Genomic DNA, 16884 nt, shown 5'->3' with positions numbered 1-16884 from the left:
CGGGGTCAGTGGGTGCGCCGCAGGTGGGTGCGTGAATGGGTGAGTGGGTGGTGGGCGGGCGGCGCCGGGTGGTGGGTGGCGGAGGGTGGGCGGGGGGAGGGGGAGGGGGAAGCCCCCGGGCGTAGGTTGAAACCCATGGTGACCGCCGAAACCCTCGCCCGGCTCGACGCCGTCAGCCCGTACTTCACGCTCGCGGTCGGGCCGCGCCCGGACGCGGACGCCTTCCGGCCGCTGGCCGACCTCCACCGTTCCCCGGCCGTGCTGGACGAGTACGTCGACGAGGTCGCCCGCAGCCTGGCCACCCGGCAGCGCCGGGTGGCCGCCTCGACGCTGCACCTGGGCGTGGCCGCGCGCCTGTGGTCCGTCGCCCTGGGCGTCCTGGCGTTCACCGGGCGGGTGCCCGACCTCGACCCGGAGCGCCTGCACTGGCGCCGGGTGGAGAGCGGCCCGCTCCCGCCGTGGCTGCCCGAGCAGCCCGGCGGGGAGCTCGCCCACACCACGCGAGCCGCCCCCACCACGCCGGCCGCCCCGAACCCAGCCCCCGCCCCCACCACGCGAGCCGCCCCGAACCCAGCCCCCGCCCCCACCACGCGAGCCGCCCCGAACCCAGCCCCCGCCCCCACCACGCCGGCAGCCGACGCCCTGGCCGCGACCGTCCTCGCCGCGACCCTCGACCCGCTCGGCGCCGCGATGCGCGCCCGCTACGGCCTGTCCGCCCACGTCCTGCGCGGCAACGCCGCCTCCGCCCTGGTCGGCGCCGCCCGTATGCTGCACACCCGCGCCGCCGGCGCCCCGCATCCCACCCTGCCCGCGGTCACCACCCTGCTCACCACCGGCCCGCTCGCCCAGGCCGGAGAGTTCACGCCCGCCCCGATCGCCTACCGCCGCCGCAACTGCTGCCTCTACTACCGCGTCCCGGGCGCGGGCATCTGCGGCGACTGCGTCCTCAGGCGTGCGTGACCCGTGCGCAACCCCACGCGTAACCCCGTGCGCGACTCCGTGCGTGACCCCCGGACGGTCGTGTCCGATTTCCGCCAGTCACCCCCGCCCCCGATCGCGCAGACTGGACAGCGTGATCGACGACGACATCCGGTACCGGGCCGTGGACAGCAGGGACTCCCGCTTCGACGGGGTCTTCTTCACGGCCGTGACCACCACCGGCATCTACTGCCGCCCGAGCTGCCCCGCCGTGACCCCCAAGCGCGTCAACTGCCGGTTCTACCCGAGCGCCGCCGCCGCCCAGGGCGCGGGCTTCCGCGCCTGCCGCCGCTGCCGCCCCGACTCGGTGCCCGGCTCGCCGGAGTGGAACCACCGGGCGGACCTCGTCGGCCGGGCCATGCGGCTGATCGGCGACGGCCTGGTGGACCGCGAGGGTGTCGCCGGCCTCGCCGACCGCCTCGGCTACAGCGCCCGCCAGTTGCAGCGCCAGCTCACCGCCGAACTCGGCGCCGGCCCCATCGCCCTGGCCCGCGCCCGCCGCGCCCAGACCGCCCGGCTGCTCCTGCAGACGACCGAACTCCCCGTCACCGACGTCGCGTTCGCCGCCGGCTTCGCCTCCGTCCGGCAGTTCAACGACACCGTCCGCGAGGTCTACGACCGCACCCCCAGCGGCCTGCGCGCCGAGGTCGCCGCCGGGCGCCGCACCTCGACCCCGGCCGGCGGCCTGCACCTGCGCCTCGCCTACCGGGGCGCGCTGGACTCCGACCACCTGATCGACTTCCTGGCCCTGCGCGCCGTCCCCGGCGTGGAGGAGGTCGTCCCCGGCGCGCGGCCGGGCGTGCGCACCTACCGCCGCACCCTCGCGCTCCCGTACGGCCACGGCATCGCCGAGGTCGACGGCCTGGCGCCCGGCGAGCCCCGCACCCGTGGCTGGCTCGACTGCCGTCTGCTGCTCGCCGACCTGCGCGACCTGCCGACCGCCGTCCAGCGCCTGCGCGTCCTGTTCGACCTGGACGCCGACCCGGACACCGTCGACGGGCAGCTCGGCGCCGACCCCGTCCTCGGGGCGCTGGTGCGCGAGCGCCCCGGGCTGCGCTCGCCCGGTCACGTCGACCCGCACGAGCTGGCCGTGCGCGCCGTCCTCGGCCAGCAGGTCACCGTGGTCGCCGCCCGCACCCTGGCGGGCCGGCTCGCCGAGAAGTACGGCGCCGCGCTGCCCGAGCCCAGCGGCGGCCTGCGCCTGCTCTTCCCGACGGCGGCCGCCCTGGCCGTCGCCGACCCGGAGGACTTCGCGATGCCCGTCGCCCGCCGCCGCGCCCTCACCGGCCTGTGCGCGGCCCTCGCCGAGGGCGCCGTCCGCCTGGACAGCGGCGTCGACCGCGAGGAGGCCGCCGCGCGGCTGCTGGCCCTGCCCGGCATCGGCCCGTGGACGGTCGGCTACCTGCGGATGCGTGCCCTCGGCGACCCCGACGTCTTCCTGCCGACGGACATCGGCGTCAAGCACGGCCTCCTGCGGCTCGGCGCCCCGGGCGACCCCAAGTCCGCCGCCCGCGCGGCCGAGGCCTGGGCCCCCTGGCGCTCCTACGCCGTCCACCGGCTCTGGGCCGGCCCCTCGAACGACCTGAACGCCACCCGTACGGAAACGGAGCACACCGCAGCATGAGCACCACCGTCTACACCACCATGGAGAGCCCCTTCGGCCGCCTGCTGCTGAGCGGCGTGCTGCCGGAGGGCGGCGGCCCGGCCGCGCTGGCCACCGTCACCGCGCCCGGCCAGAAGTACGCCCTGGCCGAGCCCGACGACGCCTGGGCGCTGGACCCGGAGGCGCTCGCCGAGCCCGTCGCCCAGCTGACCGCCTACTTCGCGGGCGAGCGCACGACCTTCGACCTGCCCCTCGCGCCGGTGGGCACCGAGTTCCGCCGCCGCATCTGGGCGGCCTTGGACGAGATCCCGTACGGCGCCACCGTCACCTACGGCGAACTCGCCGAACTGGCCGGCCAGGAGCCGCGCATGGTGCGCGCCGTCGGCGGGGCGGTGGGCGCCAACCCGCTGCTGATCGTGCGCCCCTGCCACCGGGTCCTCGGCGCCAACGGCGCCCTCACCGGCTTCGCGGCCGGAGTGGACCGCAAGCGGTGGCTGCTGGAGCTGGAGAGCGGCACGCTGTTCTAGTCGGCGCTGCTCAGGTCCACCCGCCAGTCGTGGCTGCGCATGAAGCGCCCGGGCGGGAACTCGAAGTCCGTCTCGCCGACCAGCGTGAACCCCGCCTTCGCGCACACCGCGTTGGAGGCGGGGTTGTCCACGGAGGGGAAGGCGTGCAGGTACCGGTGGGCGGCCTCCCGCCGGGCGGCGTCGACGGCGGCCCGGGTGGCGGCCACCGCGATGCCGCGCCCCTGGTACTCGGGCAGGACGTTCCAGCCCATCTCGTGCACCGTCCCGCCGAGCCACGTCCGGGTGCCGTAGCCGACCGTCCCGACGGCCTCGCCGCCGGGCAGCACGATCCGGTACATGCAGCCGAGGCCGGAGGGGACGAAGTCGAGGTAGCGCGCGTGCCGGACGAGCAGCTGCTTCTCGCTCTCCGGCCCGCCGACGTGCACCTTCATCGCGGGGGTGTTGACGCGGCGCAGCAGCGCGAGGTCGGCGTCGGTCCAGGGCTCGATGGTGATCTCCGCGAGGGTCATGCCCCTGGACGGTAGCCCCGTGGCCCCCCGTACGACCAGGGGGTTTTCCGCAGGGCCTCAGCCCTGCTCGGCGGGCTGGGCGAGGGCTTTGGCGAGCTGCTCCAGCGCCGGCAGGGCCTGGACGACGGCCGCGCGCTCGCCGGGTTCGAGGGCGTCGAGGGCGGTGGCGATGCGGCGTTCGTGGGCGTGCTGCCAGTCGTCGAGCTGGCGCCGCCCGGCGGGGGTGAGGGCGATGCGGGCGGTGCGGCGGTCGCCGGGGTCGGCCTGGCGGTCGACGAACCCGGCGTCGAGGAGCTTGCCGATCAGCCCGCTGACGGTGTTGGGGGCGAGGCGCTGGCGGGCGGCGAGTTCGCCGACGCGCAGCGGTGCGGCGGCGAGGGTCTGGAGGAGTTCGACCTGCGCCATCGGCAGGGACTCCCACGGGTAGTCGGTGCGGATGCTGCTGCGCAGGGCGCGGCGCAGCCGGGTGACGGTGTCGGTCAGCCGCCGGGCGTGCTCGACCGCCTGGTCCGCGGGTGGTTCCCCTGGCTCCCCGGCGGGATCTTCGGCGACGGGTTCGGGAACCTGTGGTGACGACGGCATGGCGGACAGCGTATCTCCTGGTACGGACGCTGCCGGGCGCGCGCCCACGCCTCGGACCGGCCCTTCGTGGACGCCCTCGCGGCGGCCGTCCGCGGTCACTCCTCGTCGTCGTGCGAACGCATTTTCGTCGCACCTCGATCTACTCGTAGAAAGAACATATCTGTATCCGATATATTCGTGTCATGGACGCCACCGCCTTCGCCGCGCGGCTGCTCGCCGAGCGGCCCCGACCCCGCGGCATCGCCGGCTGGCGGCACGCCCACTGGCTGGCCGTCGGCACGGTCTGCCTCGGCGCCTTCCTCGGGCAGCTCACCGCCAGCGTCACCGCGCTCGTCTTCCCCGCCCTCGGTCGCCACTTCGACGCGGGCTTCGCCGCCGTCGAGTGGGTCGCCCTCTCCTACCTGCTGGTGCTGGTCGCCCTGCTCGCCCCGGTCGGCTGGCTCTCCGACATCGTCGGCCGCAAGACCGTGTACCTGGGCGGCTTCGCCGTCTTCGCCCTCGCCTCCCTCGGTGCGGGACTGTCCGGCAGCCTCGGCCTGCTGGTCGCCTTCCGGGCCGTCCAGGCCGTCGGCGGCGCGATGATGCAGGCCAACAGCGTCGCCATCGTCGCCCGCAGCGTCCCCGAGCACGCGATGCGCCGGGCGCTCGGCATCCAGGCCGCCGCCCAGGGGCTCGGCCTCGCGCTCGGGCCCAGCCTCGGGGGGCTGCTGGTGGCGCACGCCTCCTGGCGGTGGGTGTTCTGGATCAATGTGCCGATCGGCGTGCTCGGCATCCTGGCGGGCTGGTTCCTGCTGCCGCGCACCCGGTGCCGGGACGGGGCGGCAGTGGTTCCACTCCCGCGCGCCCGGCGCCGGGACGGGGTGACGGTGGCGCAACTCCCGCGCGAGGAGGGGAGGTTCGACCTTCCCGGGCTCCTGCTGCTCACCGGCGCCACCACCGCGCTGCTGCTCGCCCTGTCCACCGCCTCCGGCCTGCCGCTGCCCGGCTGGGCCGTCGCCGTCCTCCTGCTCGCCTCCGCGGCCCTCACCCTCGCCCTGGTGCGCCAGGAGCGGCGGGCCGCCCGGCCGATCCTCGCGCCCGGGCTGGTCAACACCCCGGGCGTGCGCTCCGGGCTGCTGGTCGCGCTGATCGGGTACCTGCTGCTGTTCTGCCCGCTGGTGCTCGGGCCGGTGCTGCTCACCGGCGCGGGCGTGCCCGTCGCCCGGGCCGGGCTGGTGATCACCGCGCTGCCCGCCGCCTTCGCCGTCGCCGCGACCGTCGGCGGCGCCCTGCTGCCGCGCGGCTGGTCGGACGTGACGCGCTGCCGCGCCGGGGCCGTGCTCGCCGGGCTCGGACTGCTGCTCTTCGCCCTGCTCCCGGTGCACGGCGCCGGGCCGGCCACGGCGGGCCCGCTGCTGCTCGCCGGCTACGGGCTGGGCCTGCTGCTGCCCGCCAACAACGCGCTGGTGATGCGGGCGATACCGGCCGAGTGCGCGGCGGTCGGCGGCGGCATGGTCAACATGGCGCGCAGCCTCGGCACCGCGCTCGGCACGGCGCTGCCCTTCCTCGGTGTCCACCTGGCGGGCGCCGAGTCCGGTGGGCGGACGGTCCTGCTCGCCCTCGCGGCCGTCGCCGCCTCGGCGGCGCTGCTGAGCGGGCCGGTCGGCGGCGGGGCCGCAGCCGGGGCGGGCAGGGTCGTCAGACGGCGGGCGTGACGTTCAGCGCGTCCTGGGCCCGGTTCAGGCCGAGCCGCACCAGCGTCTCCAGGGCGTCCGCGCAGCGGTCCAAGTGGCCCGGCATCGCGGCCAGTTCATCCTCCGTGAAGCTCTTCAGCACGTAGTCGCCGACGCTCTGCCCCTTGGGCGGACGGCCGATGCCGAAGCGCAGCCGGACGAAGTCGCGGGTGCCGAGCACGTCGCCCACCGAGCGCACGCCGTTGTGGCCGCCCGGCCCGCCTCCGCGCTTGAGCCTGCCGGTGCCGTACGGGAAGTCCAGGTCGTCCTGCACGACCACCAGCCGGTCCACCGGCACGCCCCGGCGGCGCATCAGGGCGGCGGTCGGGCGGCCGGCCCAGTTGATGACCCACAGCGGCTTGGCCAGCAGCACCCGGCGGCCGTCCACCTCGATCTCGGTGACCATGGTGGCGATCCCGCTGCGGCGGAACCGGGCGCCGTGGCGCTCGGCCAGCCGGTCCACGGCCAGGAAGCCCGCGTTGTGCCGCGTCCTGCGGAACCACGGGCCGGGGTTGCCGAGGCCGGTGATCAGCCAGGGGGCGTCGGGGGTCATGCGCTGTGCTCCAAGTGGGGTGAACGCGGGCGGCCGGGGTGCGCGTCGAGTGCGCACCCCGGCCGCCCGGGGCGGTGCGGGGCTCAGGAGGCGGGAACGCCGGGGGCTGCGCCGCGCTCCTTGAGCATGTCGGTCATCAGCTGGACCTCCGAGGTCTGGGCCACGACCATCGACTGGGCGAGCCGCTTCTCGGTGTCGTTCTTCGCCGCGTCGACGTAGCCCTGGGCCATCTCGACGCCGCCCTTGTGGTGCTCGATCATCAGCTGGAGGTAGAACACCTCGGCGTCGCGCCCGCTGAGCGAACGCAGCTTCGCCAGCTGGGTGTTGGTGGCCATGCCGGGCATCAGCGAACCGTCGTGGGCCGCGTACTCGTGCCCCATCCTCATCCACGCCATCGGTGCGGCCGCCGAGTGCTGGGACAGCCCCCACTGGTCGATCCAGCCCATCATCATCCCGCGCTGGTTGGCCTGGGTGTTGATGATGTCGAAGGCGAGGGTACGGGTCGGCTCGTCGGTGGTGCGGTCCCGGACGATGAACGACAGGTCCACCGCCTGCTGGTGGTGGGTCGCCATGTCGCGGGCGAACCCGGCCTCGGCCGAGTCGTCCGCCGGGACGGACAGCGAGGACGAGCCGGAGGCCGACGACCCGCCGGCGACCAGGGCCGGCACGCCGAGCGCCAGCGCCACCGCGGCCGCGAGGGCGGCCGGCCACCACAGGCGCCGGCGCGGCGCGGGGGCCTGAGCACCCTCCTCGACGGCACCCTCCTCGACGGCGCCCTTCTCGACGGCGCCGTTCCCGGCGGCGTGCTCCTCGTGCGCGGGGCCGGTCACATCTGCCCCATGGTGCAGGAGGCGCCGGGCTCCTGGGTCTGCTTGCCCTGGACGTACTTGGTGAAGAACTGCTCCACGCGCGGGTCCGTCGCGCTGTCGACGACCAGCTGGGTGCTCCAGGCGTTCAGGGTGATGGTGCCCTGCTCGTCCGGGTACGGGCTCATCAGCGAGTACGGGGTCTTCTTCACCTTGTCGGACAGGGTCTTGATGTCGTCCGGGGTGGCCTTGCCGTTGTACGTCACCCACACCGCGCCGTGCTCCAGGGAGTGGACGGCGCGCTCGTTCTCCACCGGCTGGTCGTAGACGTGGCCCATGCAGTCCAGCCAGATCGCGTTGTGGTCACCGCCGACCGGAGGGGTCATCGGGTAGGTGACCTTCTCCTTGACGTGGTTGCGGGTCAGGTCGCCGAAGGTCTTCACACCGGGGATGTCCGCGTTCGCGGCCGCCTGGCGGTCCTCCTTCTGCTTGTTCTGGTCCATCACGACCCAGGTGCCGGCGGCGATCGCGCCGACGACCAGCACGCCCGCCGCCACCGAGGCGATGATCTTGTTGCGGCGGTCGCGGCGCTGCTCGACGGCGCGCAGCTCGGCTATCCGGGCGCGACGGTCGACGTTGGCCTGCTTGCCGCCGGACTTGTTGGACTGCTTCGAGGCGGAACCCATGGTGGTCGTCCTTCTCTTCACCGCGCTCCGGGGGCGGGCGCGGCGGTCGTGTGAGGTGGGAGGAGGTGCGGTCGAGTCCGCCGGCGGGGCACCGGCGGGTGGGTTCCGCTCAGGACCGTTGGACTTGGAGCAGGTGCAGGTCGGGCGCCGGGCGCGGACCGTCCAGCAGTCCGGCCCGCAGCACGCGGGGCGGCGCCTCGGGCACCACCGGGACGAGGGTCACGGCGGGCTGCGGCTGTGGCGGCGGGTTGGGCAGCTGGGCGTCCTGCGGGCAGAACGGGTGGCTGGAGCAGCCGTTGCCGCGGCGCTGCTCGCCGTCGGCGGTGCACAGGATCCAGTGGCTCTGGTCCCCGCCGTAGTACGGACGGTCCGCCGCGTGCGCGGGGCCGTCCTGCGGGCCCGGCTGCTGGTCGCCCGTCGCGACCGTCACCAGGGTGACGGCGGGGGAGCGGGTCGGGGCCGGGTGGGCGGCGGCGTCCAGCGCCTTCGCCTGGCCCGCGCAGGGCAGCATCGCCAGCAGCGCGACCAGCAGCAACACCCACAGAGCCGCCGGGCGGCCCGCCATCGCGGCCCTCCCCGGTCGGGGCGAGCTGGGGGCCGACGCGGTCATGCGGACATTTAATCAGCCGAACGAGTGAAGCGATGCCCCTCCTGGCCCGCCATTTTCCGCCGTCGGGGAGCGGGAACGGCCAGGAAACGGCCTGCTCCGGGTACATCCGGCAAACGCGGACGGAACGGGTCGGAGGCGGCACCGGAGCCCCCGGTGAACGGGTGGAGAAGCCCCAGGCGAAACGGCTGGTCGAGGCCGTGGCCGGGATGCTCCGGTCGATGACCGGTTGTCGCCGAAACCCGGACACGGTCGTTGCACTTGGAGACAATGACGTCGAGCCCGGCCCGCCGGGGGCGGCGCGGGACCATGGACGACCAGGAGCCGCCAGATGAGCAAGCAGGGTGCACCCGCACAGCCGCACCGGCCGGACGACGGCTGGTGGGACGCGGTCTACCAGGGCCCTGCCGGCACCCTCCCCGACACCCCGGACGCGGACGCGGGGGCGGGCACCGTCGACGACTGGTTCGACACGGCCGTCGGGCTCATCGGGCGGCAGCGGACCGCGGAGCCGGAGGTGGCGCCACCCCCTCCTCCCGTTCCTGCAGCCGCCCCTGAACCCGCCGCCGCCCCGGAGGTGCGGGACAGCGAGGTACGGGACAGCGACGTGCGGGACAGCATCGACGACTGGTTCGAGACCGCGATCGACGTCATCGGCCCCGAGTACGCCCCGGAGGCCACCCACAAGTTCCCCGCCCCCTCCTTCACGGCCGAGCCCGTCTCCCTGGACAAGACCCCGGCGGAAGCCGAACGCGACGCCGAGCCCGAGGCTGATCCGGAGCCCGAACCCGAACCGGAAGCCGAACCGGAAGCCGAATCGGAGCCCGATCCGGAGCCCGAGCCGGTTCCCCCGACCGCCACCGTCCCCGACCCGCGCGTCGCCATCGCCCGCCCCCCGATCGCCGAACCCGAGCCGGTTCCCCCGACCGCCACCGTCCCCGACCAGCGCCCCGCCGCCACCCGCTCCCCGCTCGCCGAGGAGCCGCCCGCCGTCCCGCACGTCGGCGAGCGCCCCCCGACGTACGGGCCCGAGCCGACCGCCGTCCCCGAGGCCGACCCGCACGAGCTCGCCGCGCTCGCCCCCGACACCGCCCTGGAGGGCGCCCAGTACGGCCCGACCGTGCTGCGCGCCGTCTCCGTCCGGGGCGACTCCGCCCGCTACCGCGGCGAACCCCGGCGCGACACCCTGCTGGTGACCAGGTTCGGCGACGGCCCGGACGGCCTCCTGCTCGCCGTCCTCGGCGGCTTCGGCCGCACGGGCTCCGCCGAGGAGCAGGCGCTCACCCCGCAGGCCGTCGCCACCGCCGCCGGCGAGGCCGCCCGCCAACTCGCCGCCGCGATCGGGCGCAGCCGCGACGGCCTGGCCGCCGACCTTCGCGCCGGGGCCCGCGACCGCCTCCGCTACGGCCTCCAGCGCCTCGCCACCGGCGCCGCCGCCCCGCTGCGCGCCCTGGCCCCCGGCGAGGAGACGGCCTCGCTGCACTGCCTGATGGTGTCGCTGGACCCGGAGGCCGGCTACCGGGCCGCCTTCGGCGTCGGCCCGGGCGGTCTCTACCTGCTGCGCTCCGGCCACTGGATCGACGCCTACGCGGCCCGCCTCCTCCACCACCCGGACGGCCAGCCCCCCGCCCCGGAGGCCCCCGCCCCGGAGCCGCGCCCCTTCCGCTTCCGCCTCGTCCCCGCGACCCCGGGCGACATCCTGCTCCTCTGCACCCCCGGCCTGGCCCGCCCCCTCGCCGACGAACCCGCCGTCGCCCACTTCCTCTCCTCCCACTGGACCCACCCCCACCCCCCGGGCACCGTCGACTTCCTCCGCCAGGTCCAAGTCCGCGCCAAGGGCTACGCCGACGACCGCACCGCCGCCGCCATCTGGACCGAATAACCCCCACCCGAGCCCAACCGTCGCAGGAAGTCGACCCCCTCGACTTCCTGCGCCACCACCGCATGTGCGTTCCGGGTCGGCCCCTTACGCCACCCACAGGGCCTGCGCACGAGAAGTCGGCTGAGCCGGGGAGAGGTCGATGGACGCGATCTGCTGTCGTCTGCCGCAGGCCGTCGAGGCCAACGCATGGGAAGTCGGCCCGGCCGACTTCCTGCACCGCACAGAGGCGGCGGCCTCTTCCTCAGGCTGCACAAGGGCGTTGATCGCCCCGGGCGCACAGCAGGGCTTCTCGACTGTGTCCGGCCTCCCCAGCGGGGCGGCGGCTGTCGGGGCGCTGTGGCAGCATCCGCGGTGTAGGGGATGTGGACTGGTCCGGGCTCTTTCACGCCGAGGGGCCCGCGAGCGATACGCCGCGGCGCCTGGCGGCTCTCCTCGGGGACGATGCGCGGGCCCTCGCCGACGGGTACTCGCACCTGTGGGCGGTGACGATCCGTCGGGGTTGCGGGGCCTGGCCCGCGACGGCGCCGACCGCGCTGCGCGCCGCCGGGCTGCTGGACGATCCGATGCTCGGCCCCGACGACCCCCACGCCGGCGGACGTGATGCTCGTTCACCTGTACGCGGTCGGCGTCTCCGCCGACCTCGGCGACCGGGCCGCAGACGTCCGCGTCCGGGGCCAGGCCCGCGCGCCGGAGCTGCGGGCCTGGACGAAGGGCTACCTGTCAGCCGCCGACGATCGCGAGCGGTACCGGCAGGACGGTACGGGCATCGGTGAACTCGTCCTGGACCAGGCGGCGTTGGCTTGCTTCGACCTCGCGCCGACGCTCCTGCGGCGAGTGCTGCCGCACCTCGCCTCGGGGCGGGGCAGGCGCAGGGCGTGTGCCGCCGCAGCCGTCGGCTCGCCGGCCCGCCACTCGGAGACCGCGGCGCAACGCCCGTTGGTCCTCCGGCAGTTGGCAGCGGCGGCGGCCGGGGCCCCGTACGACCTCGCGACGATCCTGCTGGCGGTCGGCCGCCTCGGCGGTGACATGCGCCCCTGGCTCGCCGATTCGAACCTGGGGTCCGGGGCTGTGCGGCGCGAACTGGCCGAGGCGCCCCACGAGTTCACCGGGTCCTTCGGCGACATGATGGCCCCGTCGCCGCAGTTCCCGTGCGAGCCCCTACTCCCCCCGCCCCGGAGTCGGTCAGCTGCGCAGCAGGGCACGGGCAGCGGCCATGGCGTGGCTGAGGGTCGTCGAACGGTGGGTGTCGGGGAGGCCGATGGCGAGGGGGACGGAGAGGCCGTCGAGGAGGGCGCGGAGTTGGAGGGCGCGGGGGGCGGAGGGGCCGGGGGTGAAGTGGCCGGTGGCGGTGCCCTCGTCGATCAGGGCGACGAGGTCGGCCTGCCAGGGCGCCTCGATCTCCTGCTGGCCCCGGCGGATCTCGGCGCTGGCGGGGGAGCGGCCCCACACCTCGACCCAGAGGATCCAGCGCGGGTCGCCGGCTCCTTCGGGCAGGTAGAGGCGCAGGTAGTCGTCGAGGCGGGCCCAGGGGTCGCGGGTGCGGTCGGCGAGGGCTTCGCGGCGGCGGGCGCCGAGCTGGTCCTCGCTCCAGCGCAGGGTTTCGAGGAGGAGCTGGTCCTTGCTGCCGAAGTAGTAGAGGAGGTGGCCGGCGCTCATCCGGAGCTGTTTGCCGAGCCCGGCCATGGTGAGTTTGGCCAGGCCGTGTTCGGCGATCGCGGCCCGCGCGGTGGCGTAGACCTCTTCGCGGGGGCGCGCGGGCCGGCGCGGGCGGGCGTCCGCCATGGGCACTCTCCCTCGGTGGTGCGGAGTGAGGAAGGCTACCCGGGCGGGAGCGCGCGGCTCCCGCCCGGGGCAGCCCGGGGCGGAGGTCAGGCCCGGGGCTGCTGCTGGGTGATGCAGTGGATGCCGCCGCCGTTGGCGAAGATCTCGCGGGCGTCGACGAGTTCCACGGTGCGCCCGGGGTAGGCCTCGGCGAGGACGGCGGCGGCCTGCTGGTCGCGCGGGTCGTCGAAGGCGCAGAGGACGACGGCGCCGTTGGCCACGTAGTGGTTGATGTAGGAGTAGTCGACCGGCTCGCCGTCCTCGTCCAGCAGGACGGTGGGGGCGGGCAGTTCGACGACCTCCAGCGGCCGGCCCTTGGCGTCGGTGGAGGCGCGCAGGATCGCGACGAGCTCCTGGCAGACGGCGTGGTCGGGGTGGGCCGGGTCCGGCTGGACGTGGGCGAGGACGACGCCGGGGCGGACGAAGGAGGCGACGATGTCGATGTGCCCGCGGGTGCCGAACTCGTCGTAGTCGCGGGTGAGTCCGCGCGGCAGCCAGATCGCCTTGGTGGTGCCGAGGAAGGCGTGCAGCTCGGCCTCGACCTCCTCCTTGGTCCAGTCGGCGTTGCGGCCCTCGCCGAGCTGGACGGTCTCGGTGACGAGCACCGTGCCCTCGCCGTCGACGTGGATGCCGCCGCCCTCGTTGATCAGCCGGGAGGCGAAGCGGCGCACGCCCGTCAGCTCGCCGATGTGCTCGGCGATGTCCTCGTCCTTGTCCCAGCGGGCCCAGGACTGCGCGCCCCAGCCGTTGAAGATCCAGTCGGCGGCGGCCACGGAGCCCTTGCCGTCGACGAGGAAGGACGGGCCGATGTCGCGCATCCAGGCGTCGTTGAGCGGCCGCTCCACGATCTCGACCCGCTCGGAGACGTACGTGCGGGCCTCCTCCGTCTCCCCGGTGTTGACGATCAGCGTCACCGGCTCGTACCGGACGATCGTGTCGGCGACGGCCGCCCAGGCCCGGCGGGCGGCGTGCAGCTGCTCGGGGCTCTCGAAGGTGGGGTTGACCGTGGGGAAGGCCATCCAGGTGCGCTCGTGCGGGTGCCACTCGGCGGGCATCCGGTAGCCGAGGGAGGCGGGCGTGGGGGTGGTCATCGTGGAGTCCTATACGGGTCGGAGGCCTCAGGGGACGTTTAGAACGGCGTTCAAACCTCTCGGGCCATTGAACCCGGCACACCGCGCCCTGTCCAGCACTGCCGTGAGGACCGTCGGGGCGGGGCCGGGGGCGCAGCCCGGGGCGCGGGGGCGGCCGGGCGGGGCGGACGGCGGCCGGGTGTGCGCGGGGCCGGGCGGACGGGGGCTCGAATGCGGCCCCCGTGCTTCGCAAACCCGTCCGGCGCGGGCAGTTGGATCACGCGGGCCTCCCCGTGCCCCTTTCACCCCGGGTGATCGGACGCACACTGTTGCAAACGCCGCCAACTGGGCATGACGATGGGTGGCCGGATCGACGAGGCCACCCGGCCGGCGGGGGTTCCGGAGGCGGGGGCCGGATTTCAGGGCGGGGGCACGTGGAGATGGACGGTCAGTCGCGATTCCCGCGGCAGCGGACGGGCTCGGGCGACGCCTACCGGGCGAGCCCGCCCCAGGGCCCGGCCGGGGGCCCGATGGGCGGCACGGGTACGAGCACGGGCACGGGCACGGCGCTGCCGGGTGCGCCCGCCCCCGGGTGCGCCCTGCACCGCCGCCTGCACCTGACGCTGGACCCGGCCGATCTGGTCGCGGTCGGCTCGGTGCGCCACCGGCTGCGCACGGCGCTGAGCCGCTGGGGGGTGCCGGAGCTGTCCGACACCGCCGAGCTGCTCTCCTCCGAGCTGGTCACCAACGCGCTGCTGCACACGGGCAAGGGCGCGGTCTTCGACGCCGTGCTCGGCACGGACCACCGGCTGCGGATCGAGGTGCAGGACGGCACCAGCCGCCTGCCCGGCCGCCGCCGCGACCCGGACGCCGAGTACGCGACCTCCGGGCGCGGCCTGCAACTGGTGGAGGCGCTCGCCGACTCCTGGGGCGTCCAGCTGCGCGGGGAGGGGAAGGTCACCTGGTTCGAACTCGCGACGCCCTGAACCGGGCCTCGGTTCGTCGTCGAAGCAACCCCTGAACAGAAGGCGGAACGGAAGGTTTCCGACCCGTTGCCATTGCCGCCCGGCCGAACATTGGACAGGATGGTGGGAATGTGTGTCCACGTGCGGGAAGCAGCGGGGAGACCGAACCTCGACTGACCACCGCCCGTCGCACCGACCCGATCCAGCACGACCACCACACCGCCACGCGGCCCGTCCGAACGGCCGGCGCGGTCCGTCACGGCAGCGGCAGGAGCAGCATGCCCACTGAGCCCGAGTCGCCGGGGCCGGCACTGCCGCCCGGCGCGTCCGCCGCCGAACCGCGGCCCACCGGCCGTACCGCCGACCCGCAGGCCGCCGACCGGGCCCGCCCGCCCGCGCAGTCCTCCCGCCGCGGCTCCCAGCGGATGCCCCCGAACCTGGCCACCGCCCGTCTGGCCCCGGTGCTCTCCGGCGGACTGCCGCCCGCCTCCGCCGACACCATGCCGGACTGGCTGGAGCCCGCGATGGCCGCCAACGGCATCGGCTCCTTCGACTGGGACATCCGCCGCGACGTCCTGGAGGGCGACCAGCGGGCCTGCACGATCGTCGGCCTGGACGCGGGGAAGAGCCGCTTCGACCGCACCGCCTCCTCCTTCCTCGCTCTGCTGCACCCCGAGGACGCGCCCGTGGTGCGCCGCCGGGTCGAGCGCGCGGTGGCGGAGCTCGGCCAGTGCGGCGCGTACTACCGCACCGTCGGCCCGGGAGGCGGTCTGCGCGCCGTCCGCTTCCGGGGCCGGGTGCTGGCCGACGCCTTCGGGCGGGCGTCCCGGATGGTCGGCTTCGTCTGGGACGCCACGGTCGAGCTGCACAAGCGCGACCACGCCGACCGGATGGCCCTGCTGCGCGAGGATCGCTCCCGCTTCATCAAGGAGGCGGCCCGCGCCCTCTCCGAGGCCGTCACCGTCCGCGACGTGGCCCGGGTGTTCACCGAGCTGCCCCTGCCCGGCCTGCCGCCGGACGGGCTGGTGCTCGCCTCCTTCGAGGCCGGACGGGCCCAGATCCTCGGCGCCTCCGGCTACCGCCCCGAGGGCCTGGCCCTGTGGGACCGCACCCTGCTGCCGCACGGCCACCCCGCCTCGGAGGCGCTGCGCCACCGGGCGCCGGTGTTCATCTCCACCCGCGAGGAGTTCCGCGAGGGCTACCCCGAGGTGTGGGAGCCGACCAGCCGCAACGGCAAGGGCTCCTGGGCGTACCTGCCGCTGGTGGCCAGCGGCCGGCCGATCGGGATCTGCGTGGTCAGCTTCGACGACGAGCGCGAGCTGGACGCCGACGAGCGCACCCTGCTGACCACCCTGGGCGGGCTGGTCGCGCAGTCCCTGGCCCGCGCCCGGCTGCACGACGCCGAGCACGAGCTCGCGGCGGGCCTGCAGCGGGTGATGCTGCCGCGCACCGTCCCGTCCGTCCCCGGCGTGACCACGGCCGTGCGCTACCTGGCGGCCGGCTCCGGCCTGCAGATCGGCGGCGACTGGTACGACGTCGTCCCGCTGCCCGGCGGTCACGTCGGCCTGGTGATCGGCGACGTCCAGGGCCACGACGTGCACGCGGCCGGGATCATGGGCCAGCTGCGGATCGCGCTGCGCGCCTACGCCGCCGAGGGCCACCCGCCCGAGGCCGTGATGGCCCGCGCCTCCCGCTTCCTCGCCGACCTGGACACCGACCACTTCGCGACCTGCACCTACGCCGAGGTCAACGTCGACTACGGCGTGGTCTACGCGGTGCGGGCCGGCCACCTCGACCCGATGGTGCGCCGCGCGGACGGCAGCGCCGCCGTGGTGCCGGTCGCGGGCGGGCTGCCGCTGGGCATCGGCCCCGACCAGGAGTACCGCGTCACCCGGTTCAGCCTGGACCCGGGCGAGACCGTCCTGCTCTGTACCGACGGCCTGGTCGAGGCGCGCGGCATGGACCTGGACGAGGGCATCGACCGGCTCGCCCGGGCCCTCGCCCGCCACCTGCCGGACCCGGAGACGGCCGAGCGCGACCCGCTGGAGGAGCTGGCCGACCGGATCGCCTCCCAGGCCGCCGACTCCAGCGAGCGCGAGGACGACATAGCGCTGCTGCTCCTGCGCTGGGACGGCCCCTCGGGCGGGCTCGCCGCCCAGCAGCTGCGCAGGCGCGTCGGCCAGGCCGACCTGGCGCGGATCGCCGAGGTCCGGGCGGAGCTGCGCGACGCGCTGCGCCGTTGGGGCGTGGCCGAGTTCATCGACACCGCCGAACTGCTCTCCTCCGAGCTGGTCACCAACGCCATCCGGCACACCGACCGGGACGCCATGTTCACCGCCCGGCTCTACCGCGAGCCTGCGGCGGACGGCGGCCGGGCGCGGCTGCGCGTCGAGGTGGAGGACGAGTCGGACCTCTGGCCGACCCGCCGCACGCCCGGGGAGCAGGCCTCCTCCGGGCGCGGGCTGATGCTGGTCGAGGCGCTCGCGGACGCCTGGGGCGTGGAGCCGCGCGGCTCCGGCAAGCGGATGTGGTTCGAGCTCAGCGGCACCACGGCCGCCTGACCCGCCCGCTCACCGGAGACGA

General features: G+C 75.4%; 16 protein-coding genes. 7 read left to right on the top strand and 9 right to left on the bottom strand.

Features of this window, described 5'->3' with window-relative positions:
- The first annotated feature begins 135 nt into the window (after positions 1-135).
- From ACIRRS_RS06465 to ACIRRS_RS06455, 3 genes are all read left to right on the top strand, one after another.
- Positions 136-960 (top strand): (2Fe-2S)-binding protein, encoded by an 825-nt coding sequence (locus tag ACIRRS_RS06465; protein WP_402965967.1) that lies wholly within the window; start codon positions 136-138, stop codon positions 958-960.
- 112 nt (positions 961-1072) lie between these two features.
- Positions 1073-2602 carry a DNA-3-methyladenine glycosylase 2 family protein gene (locus ACIRRS_RS06460; RefSeq protein ID WP_402965964.1) on the top strand — a complete coding sequence of 510 codons (1530 nt, stop codon included), beginning with the start codon at positions 1073-1075 and terminating at the stop codon, positions 2600-2602.
- Positions 2599-3108 carry a methylated-DNA--[protein]-cysteine S-methyltransferase gene (locus ACIRRS_RS06455; RefSeq protein ID WP_402965961.1) on the top strand — a complete coding sequence of 170 codons (510 nt, stop codon included), beginning with the start codon at positions 2599-2601 and terminating at the stop codon, positions 3106-3108. The genes ACIRRS_RS06460 and ACIRRS_RS06455 overlap by 4 nt, the downstream gene beginning before the upstream one ends.
- Here ACIRRS_RS06455 and ACIRRS_RS06450 read toward each other — a convergent pair.
- Positions 3105-3617, bottom strand: coding sequence for a GNAT family N-acetyltransferase (locus ACIRRS_RS06450; protein ID WP_402965958.1), 513 nt, complete (start codon positions 3615-3617; stop codon positions 3105-3107). The genes ACIRRS_RS06455 and ACIRRS_RS06450 overlap by 4 nt on opposite strands.
- A 57-nt stretch (positions 3618-3674) precedes the next feature.
- Positions 3675-4199 (bottom strand): MarR family winged helix-turn-helix transcriptional regulator, encoded by a 525-nt coding sequence (locus ACIRRS_RS06445; RefSeq protein ID WP_402965955.1) that lies wholly within the window; start codon positions 4197-4199, stop codon positions 3675-3677.
- A 182-nt stretch (positions 4200-4381) separates the two neighbouring features.
- Here ACIRRS_RS06445 and ACIRRS_RS06440 point away from each other — a divergent pair, with 182 nt between their 5' ends.
- On the top strand, positions 4382-5893 hold the full coding sequence (locus ACIRRS_RS06440; RefSeq protein WP_402965952.1) for an MFS transporter: 1512 nt from the start codon (positions 4382-4384) through the stop codon (positions 5891-5893).
- On the opposite strand, the gene pth is transcribed toward ACIRRS_RS06440, so the two are convergent.
- The 4 genes from pth to ACIRRS_RS06420 form a co-directional block, all read right to left on the bottom strand.
- Positions 5877-6464 (bottom strand): aminoacyl-tRNA hydrolase, encoded by a 588-nt coding sequence (gene pth, locus ACIRRS_RS06435; protein ID WP_402965949.1) that lies wholly within the window; start codon positions 6462-6464, stop codon positions 5877-5879. The two genes, ACIRRS_RS06440 and pth, sit on opposite strands and share 17 nt — an antisense overlap.
- Positions 6465-6547: 83 nt before the next feature.
- Complete coding sequence (locus ACIRRS_RS06430) at positions 6548-7180, bottom strand: DUF305 domain-containing protein (RefSeq protein ID WP_402966372.1); 633 nt, start codon at positions 7178-7180, stop codon at positions 6548-6550.
- 110 nt (positions 7181-7290) lie between these two features.
- Complete coding sequence (locus ACIRRS_RS06425) at positions 7291-7956, bottom strand: DUF3105 domain-containing protein (RefSeq protein WP_402965946.1); 666 nt, start codon at positions 7954-7956, stop codon at positions 7291-7293.
- 109 nt (positions 7957-8065) lie between these two features.
- A complete protein-coding gene (locus tag ACIRRS_RS06420) occupies positions 8066-8521 on the bottom strand; it encodes a hypothetical protein (RefSeq protein WP_402965943.1) in 456 nt (151 codons plus the stop codon).
- Between the two features lie 373 nt (positions 8522-8894).
- On the opposite strand from ACIRRS_RS06420, the gene ACIRRS_RS06415 reads away from it, so the two are divergent.
- Positions 8895-10445 (top strand): protein phosphatase 2C domain-containing protein, encoded by a 1551-nt coding sequence (locus ACIRRS_RS06415; protein WP_402965940.1) that lies wholly within the window; start codon positions 8895-8897, stop codon positions 10443-10445.
- 720 nt (positions 10446-11165) lie between these two features.
- Here ACIRRS_RS06415 and ACIRRS_RS06410 read toward each other — a convergent pair.
- From ACIRRS_RS06410 to ACIRRS_RS06400, 3 genes are all read right to left on the bottom strand, one after another.
- The gene (locus ACIRRS_RS06410) at positions 11166-11291 is read right to left on the bottom strand and encodes a hypothetical protein (protein WP_402965937.1); all 126 of its coding nucleotides are present in this window, start codon (positions 11289-11291) and stop codon (positions 11166-11168) included.
- A 336-nt stretch (positions 11292-11627) separates the two neighbouring features.
- Positions 11628-12227: a TetR/AcrR family transcriptional regulator gene (locus tag ACIRRS_RS06405; protein WP_402965934.1), complete on the bottom strand. Its 600-nt coding sequence runs from the start codon at positions 12225-12227 to the stop codon at positions 11628-11630.
- An 86-nt stretch (positions 12228-12313) separates the two neighbouring features.
- Positions 12314-13357 (bottom strand): agmatine/peptidylarginine deiminase, encoded by a 1044-nt coding sequence (locus ACIRRS_RS06400; protein WP_402965931.1) that lies wholly within the window; start codon positions 13355-13357, stop codon positions 12314-12316.
- Positions 13358-13776: 419 nt separating this feature from the next.
- On the opposite strand from ACIRRS_RS06400, the gene ACIRRS_RS06395 reads away from it, so the two are divergent.
- Both ACIRRS_RS06395 and ACIRRS_RS06390 read left to right on the top strand, forming a co-directional pair.
- Entirely contained in the window at positions 13777-14322 is a 546-nt protein-coding gene (locus ACIRRS_RS06395; RefSeq protein ID WP_402965928.1) for an ATP-binding protein, read from the top strand.
- A gap of 257 nt (positions 14323-14579) precedes the next feature.
- Positions 14580-16862 carry a SpoIIE family protein phosphatase gene (locus ACIRRS_RS06390; protein WP_402965925.1) on the top strand — a complete coding sequence of 761 codons (2283 nt, stop codon included), beginning with the start codon at positions 14580-14582 and terminating at the stop codon, positions 16860-16862.
- Positions 16863-16884 lie beyond the last annotated feature (22 nt).

Origin of the sequence: Kitasatospora sp. NPDC101183, from assembly GCF_044767945.1 — a bacterium.
Lineage (GTDB): Bacteria > Actinomycetota > Actinomycetes > Streptomycetales > Streptomycetaceae > Kitasatospora.
This window is presented reverse-complemented; position numbering and strand designations above follow the sequence as displayed.

Bases quoted from the DNA above. Each gene is read 5' to 3' on its own strand.
- ACIRRS_RS06465 (WP_402965967.1), top strand. From the start codon at position 136: ATGGTGACCGCCGAAACCCTCGCCCGGCTCGACGCCGTCAGCCCGTAC.
- ACIRRS_RS06455 (WP_402965961.1), top strand. From the start codon at position 2,599: ATGAGCACCACCGTCTACACCACCATGGAGAGCCCCTTCGGCCGCCTG.
- ACIRRS_RS06450 (WP_402965958.1), bottom strand. From the start codon at position 3,617: ATGACCCTCGCGGAGATCACCATCGAGCCCTGGACCGACGCCGACCTC.
- ACIRRS_RS06445 (WP_402965955.1), bottom strand. From the start codon at position 4,199: ATGCCGTCGTCACCACAGGTTCCCGAACCCGTCGCCGAAGATCCCGCC.
- ACIRRS_RS06440 (WP_402965952.1), top strand. From the start codon at position 4,382: ATGGACGCCACCGCCTTCGCCGCGCGGCTGCTCGCCGAGCGGCCCCGA.
- pth (WP_402965949.1), bottom strand. From the start codon at position 6,464: ATGACCCCCGACGCCCCCTGGCTGATCACCGGCCTCGGCAACCCCGGC.
- ACIRRS_RS06425 (WP_402965946.1), bottom strand. From the start codon at position 7,956: ATGGGTTCCGCCTCGAAGCAGTCCAACAAGTCCGGCGGCAAGCAGGCC.
- ACIRRS_RS06420 (WP_402965943.1), bottom strand. From the start codon at position 8,521: ATGGCGGGCCGCCCGGCGGCTCTGTGGGTGTTGCTGCTGGTCGCGCTG.
- ACIRRS_RS06415 (WP_402965940.1), top strand. From the start codon at position 8,895: ATGAGCAAGCAGGGTGCACCCGCACAGCCGCACCGGCCGGACGACGGC.
- ACIRRS_RS06405 (WP_402965934.1), bottom strand. From the start codon at position 12,227: ATGGCGGACGCCCGCCCGCGCCGGCCCGCGCGCCCCCGCGAAGAGGTC.
- ACIRRS_RS06400 (WP_402965931.1), bottom strand. From the start codon at position 13,357: ATGACCACCCCCACGCCCGCCTCCCTCGGCTACCGGATGCCCGCCGAG.
- ACIRRS_RS06395 (WP_402965928.1), top strand. From the start codon at position 13,777: ATGGACGGTCAGTCGCGATTCCCGCGGCAGCGGACGGGCTCGGGCGAC.
- ACIRRS_RS06390 (WP_402965925.1), top strand. From the start codon at position 14,580: ATGCCCACTGAGCCCGAGTCGCCGGGGCCGGCACTGCCGCCCGGCGCG.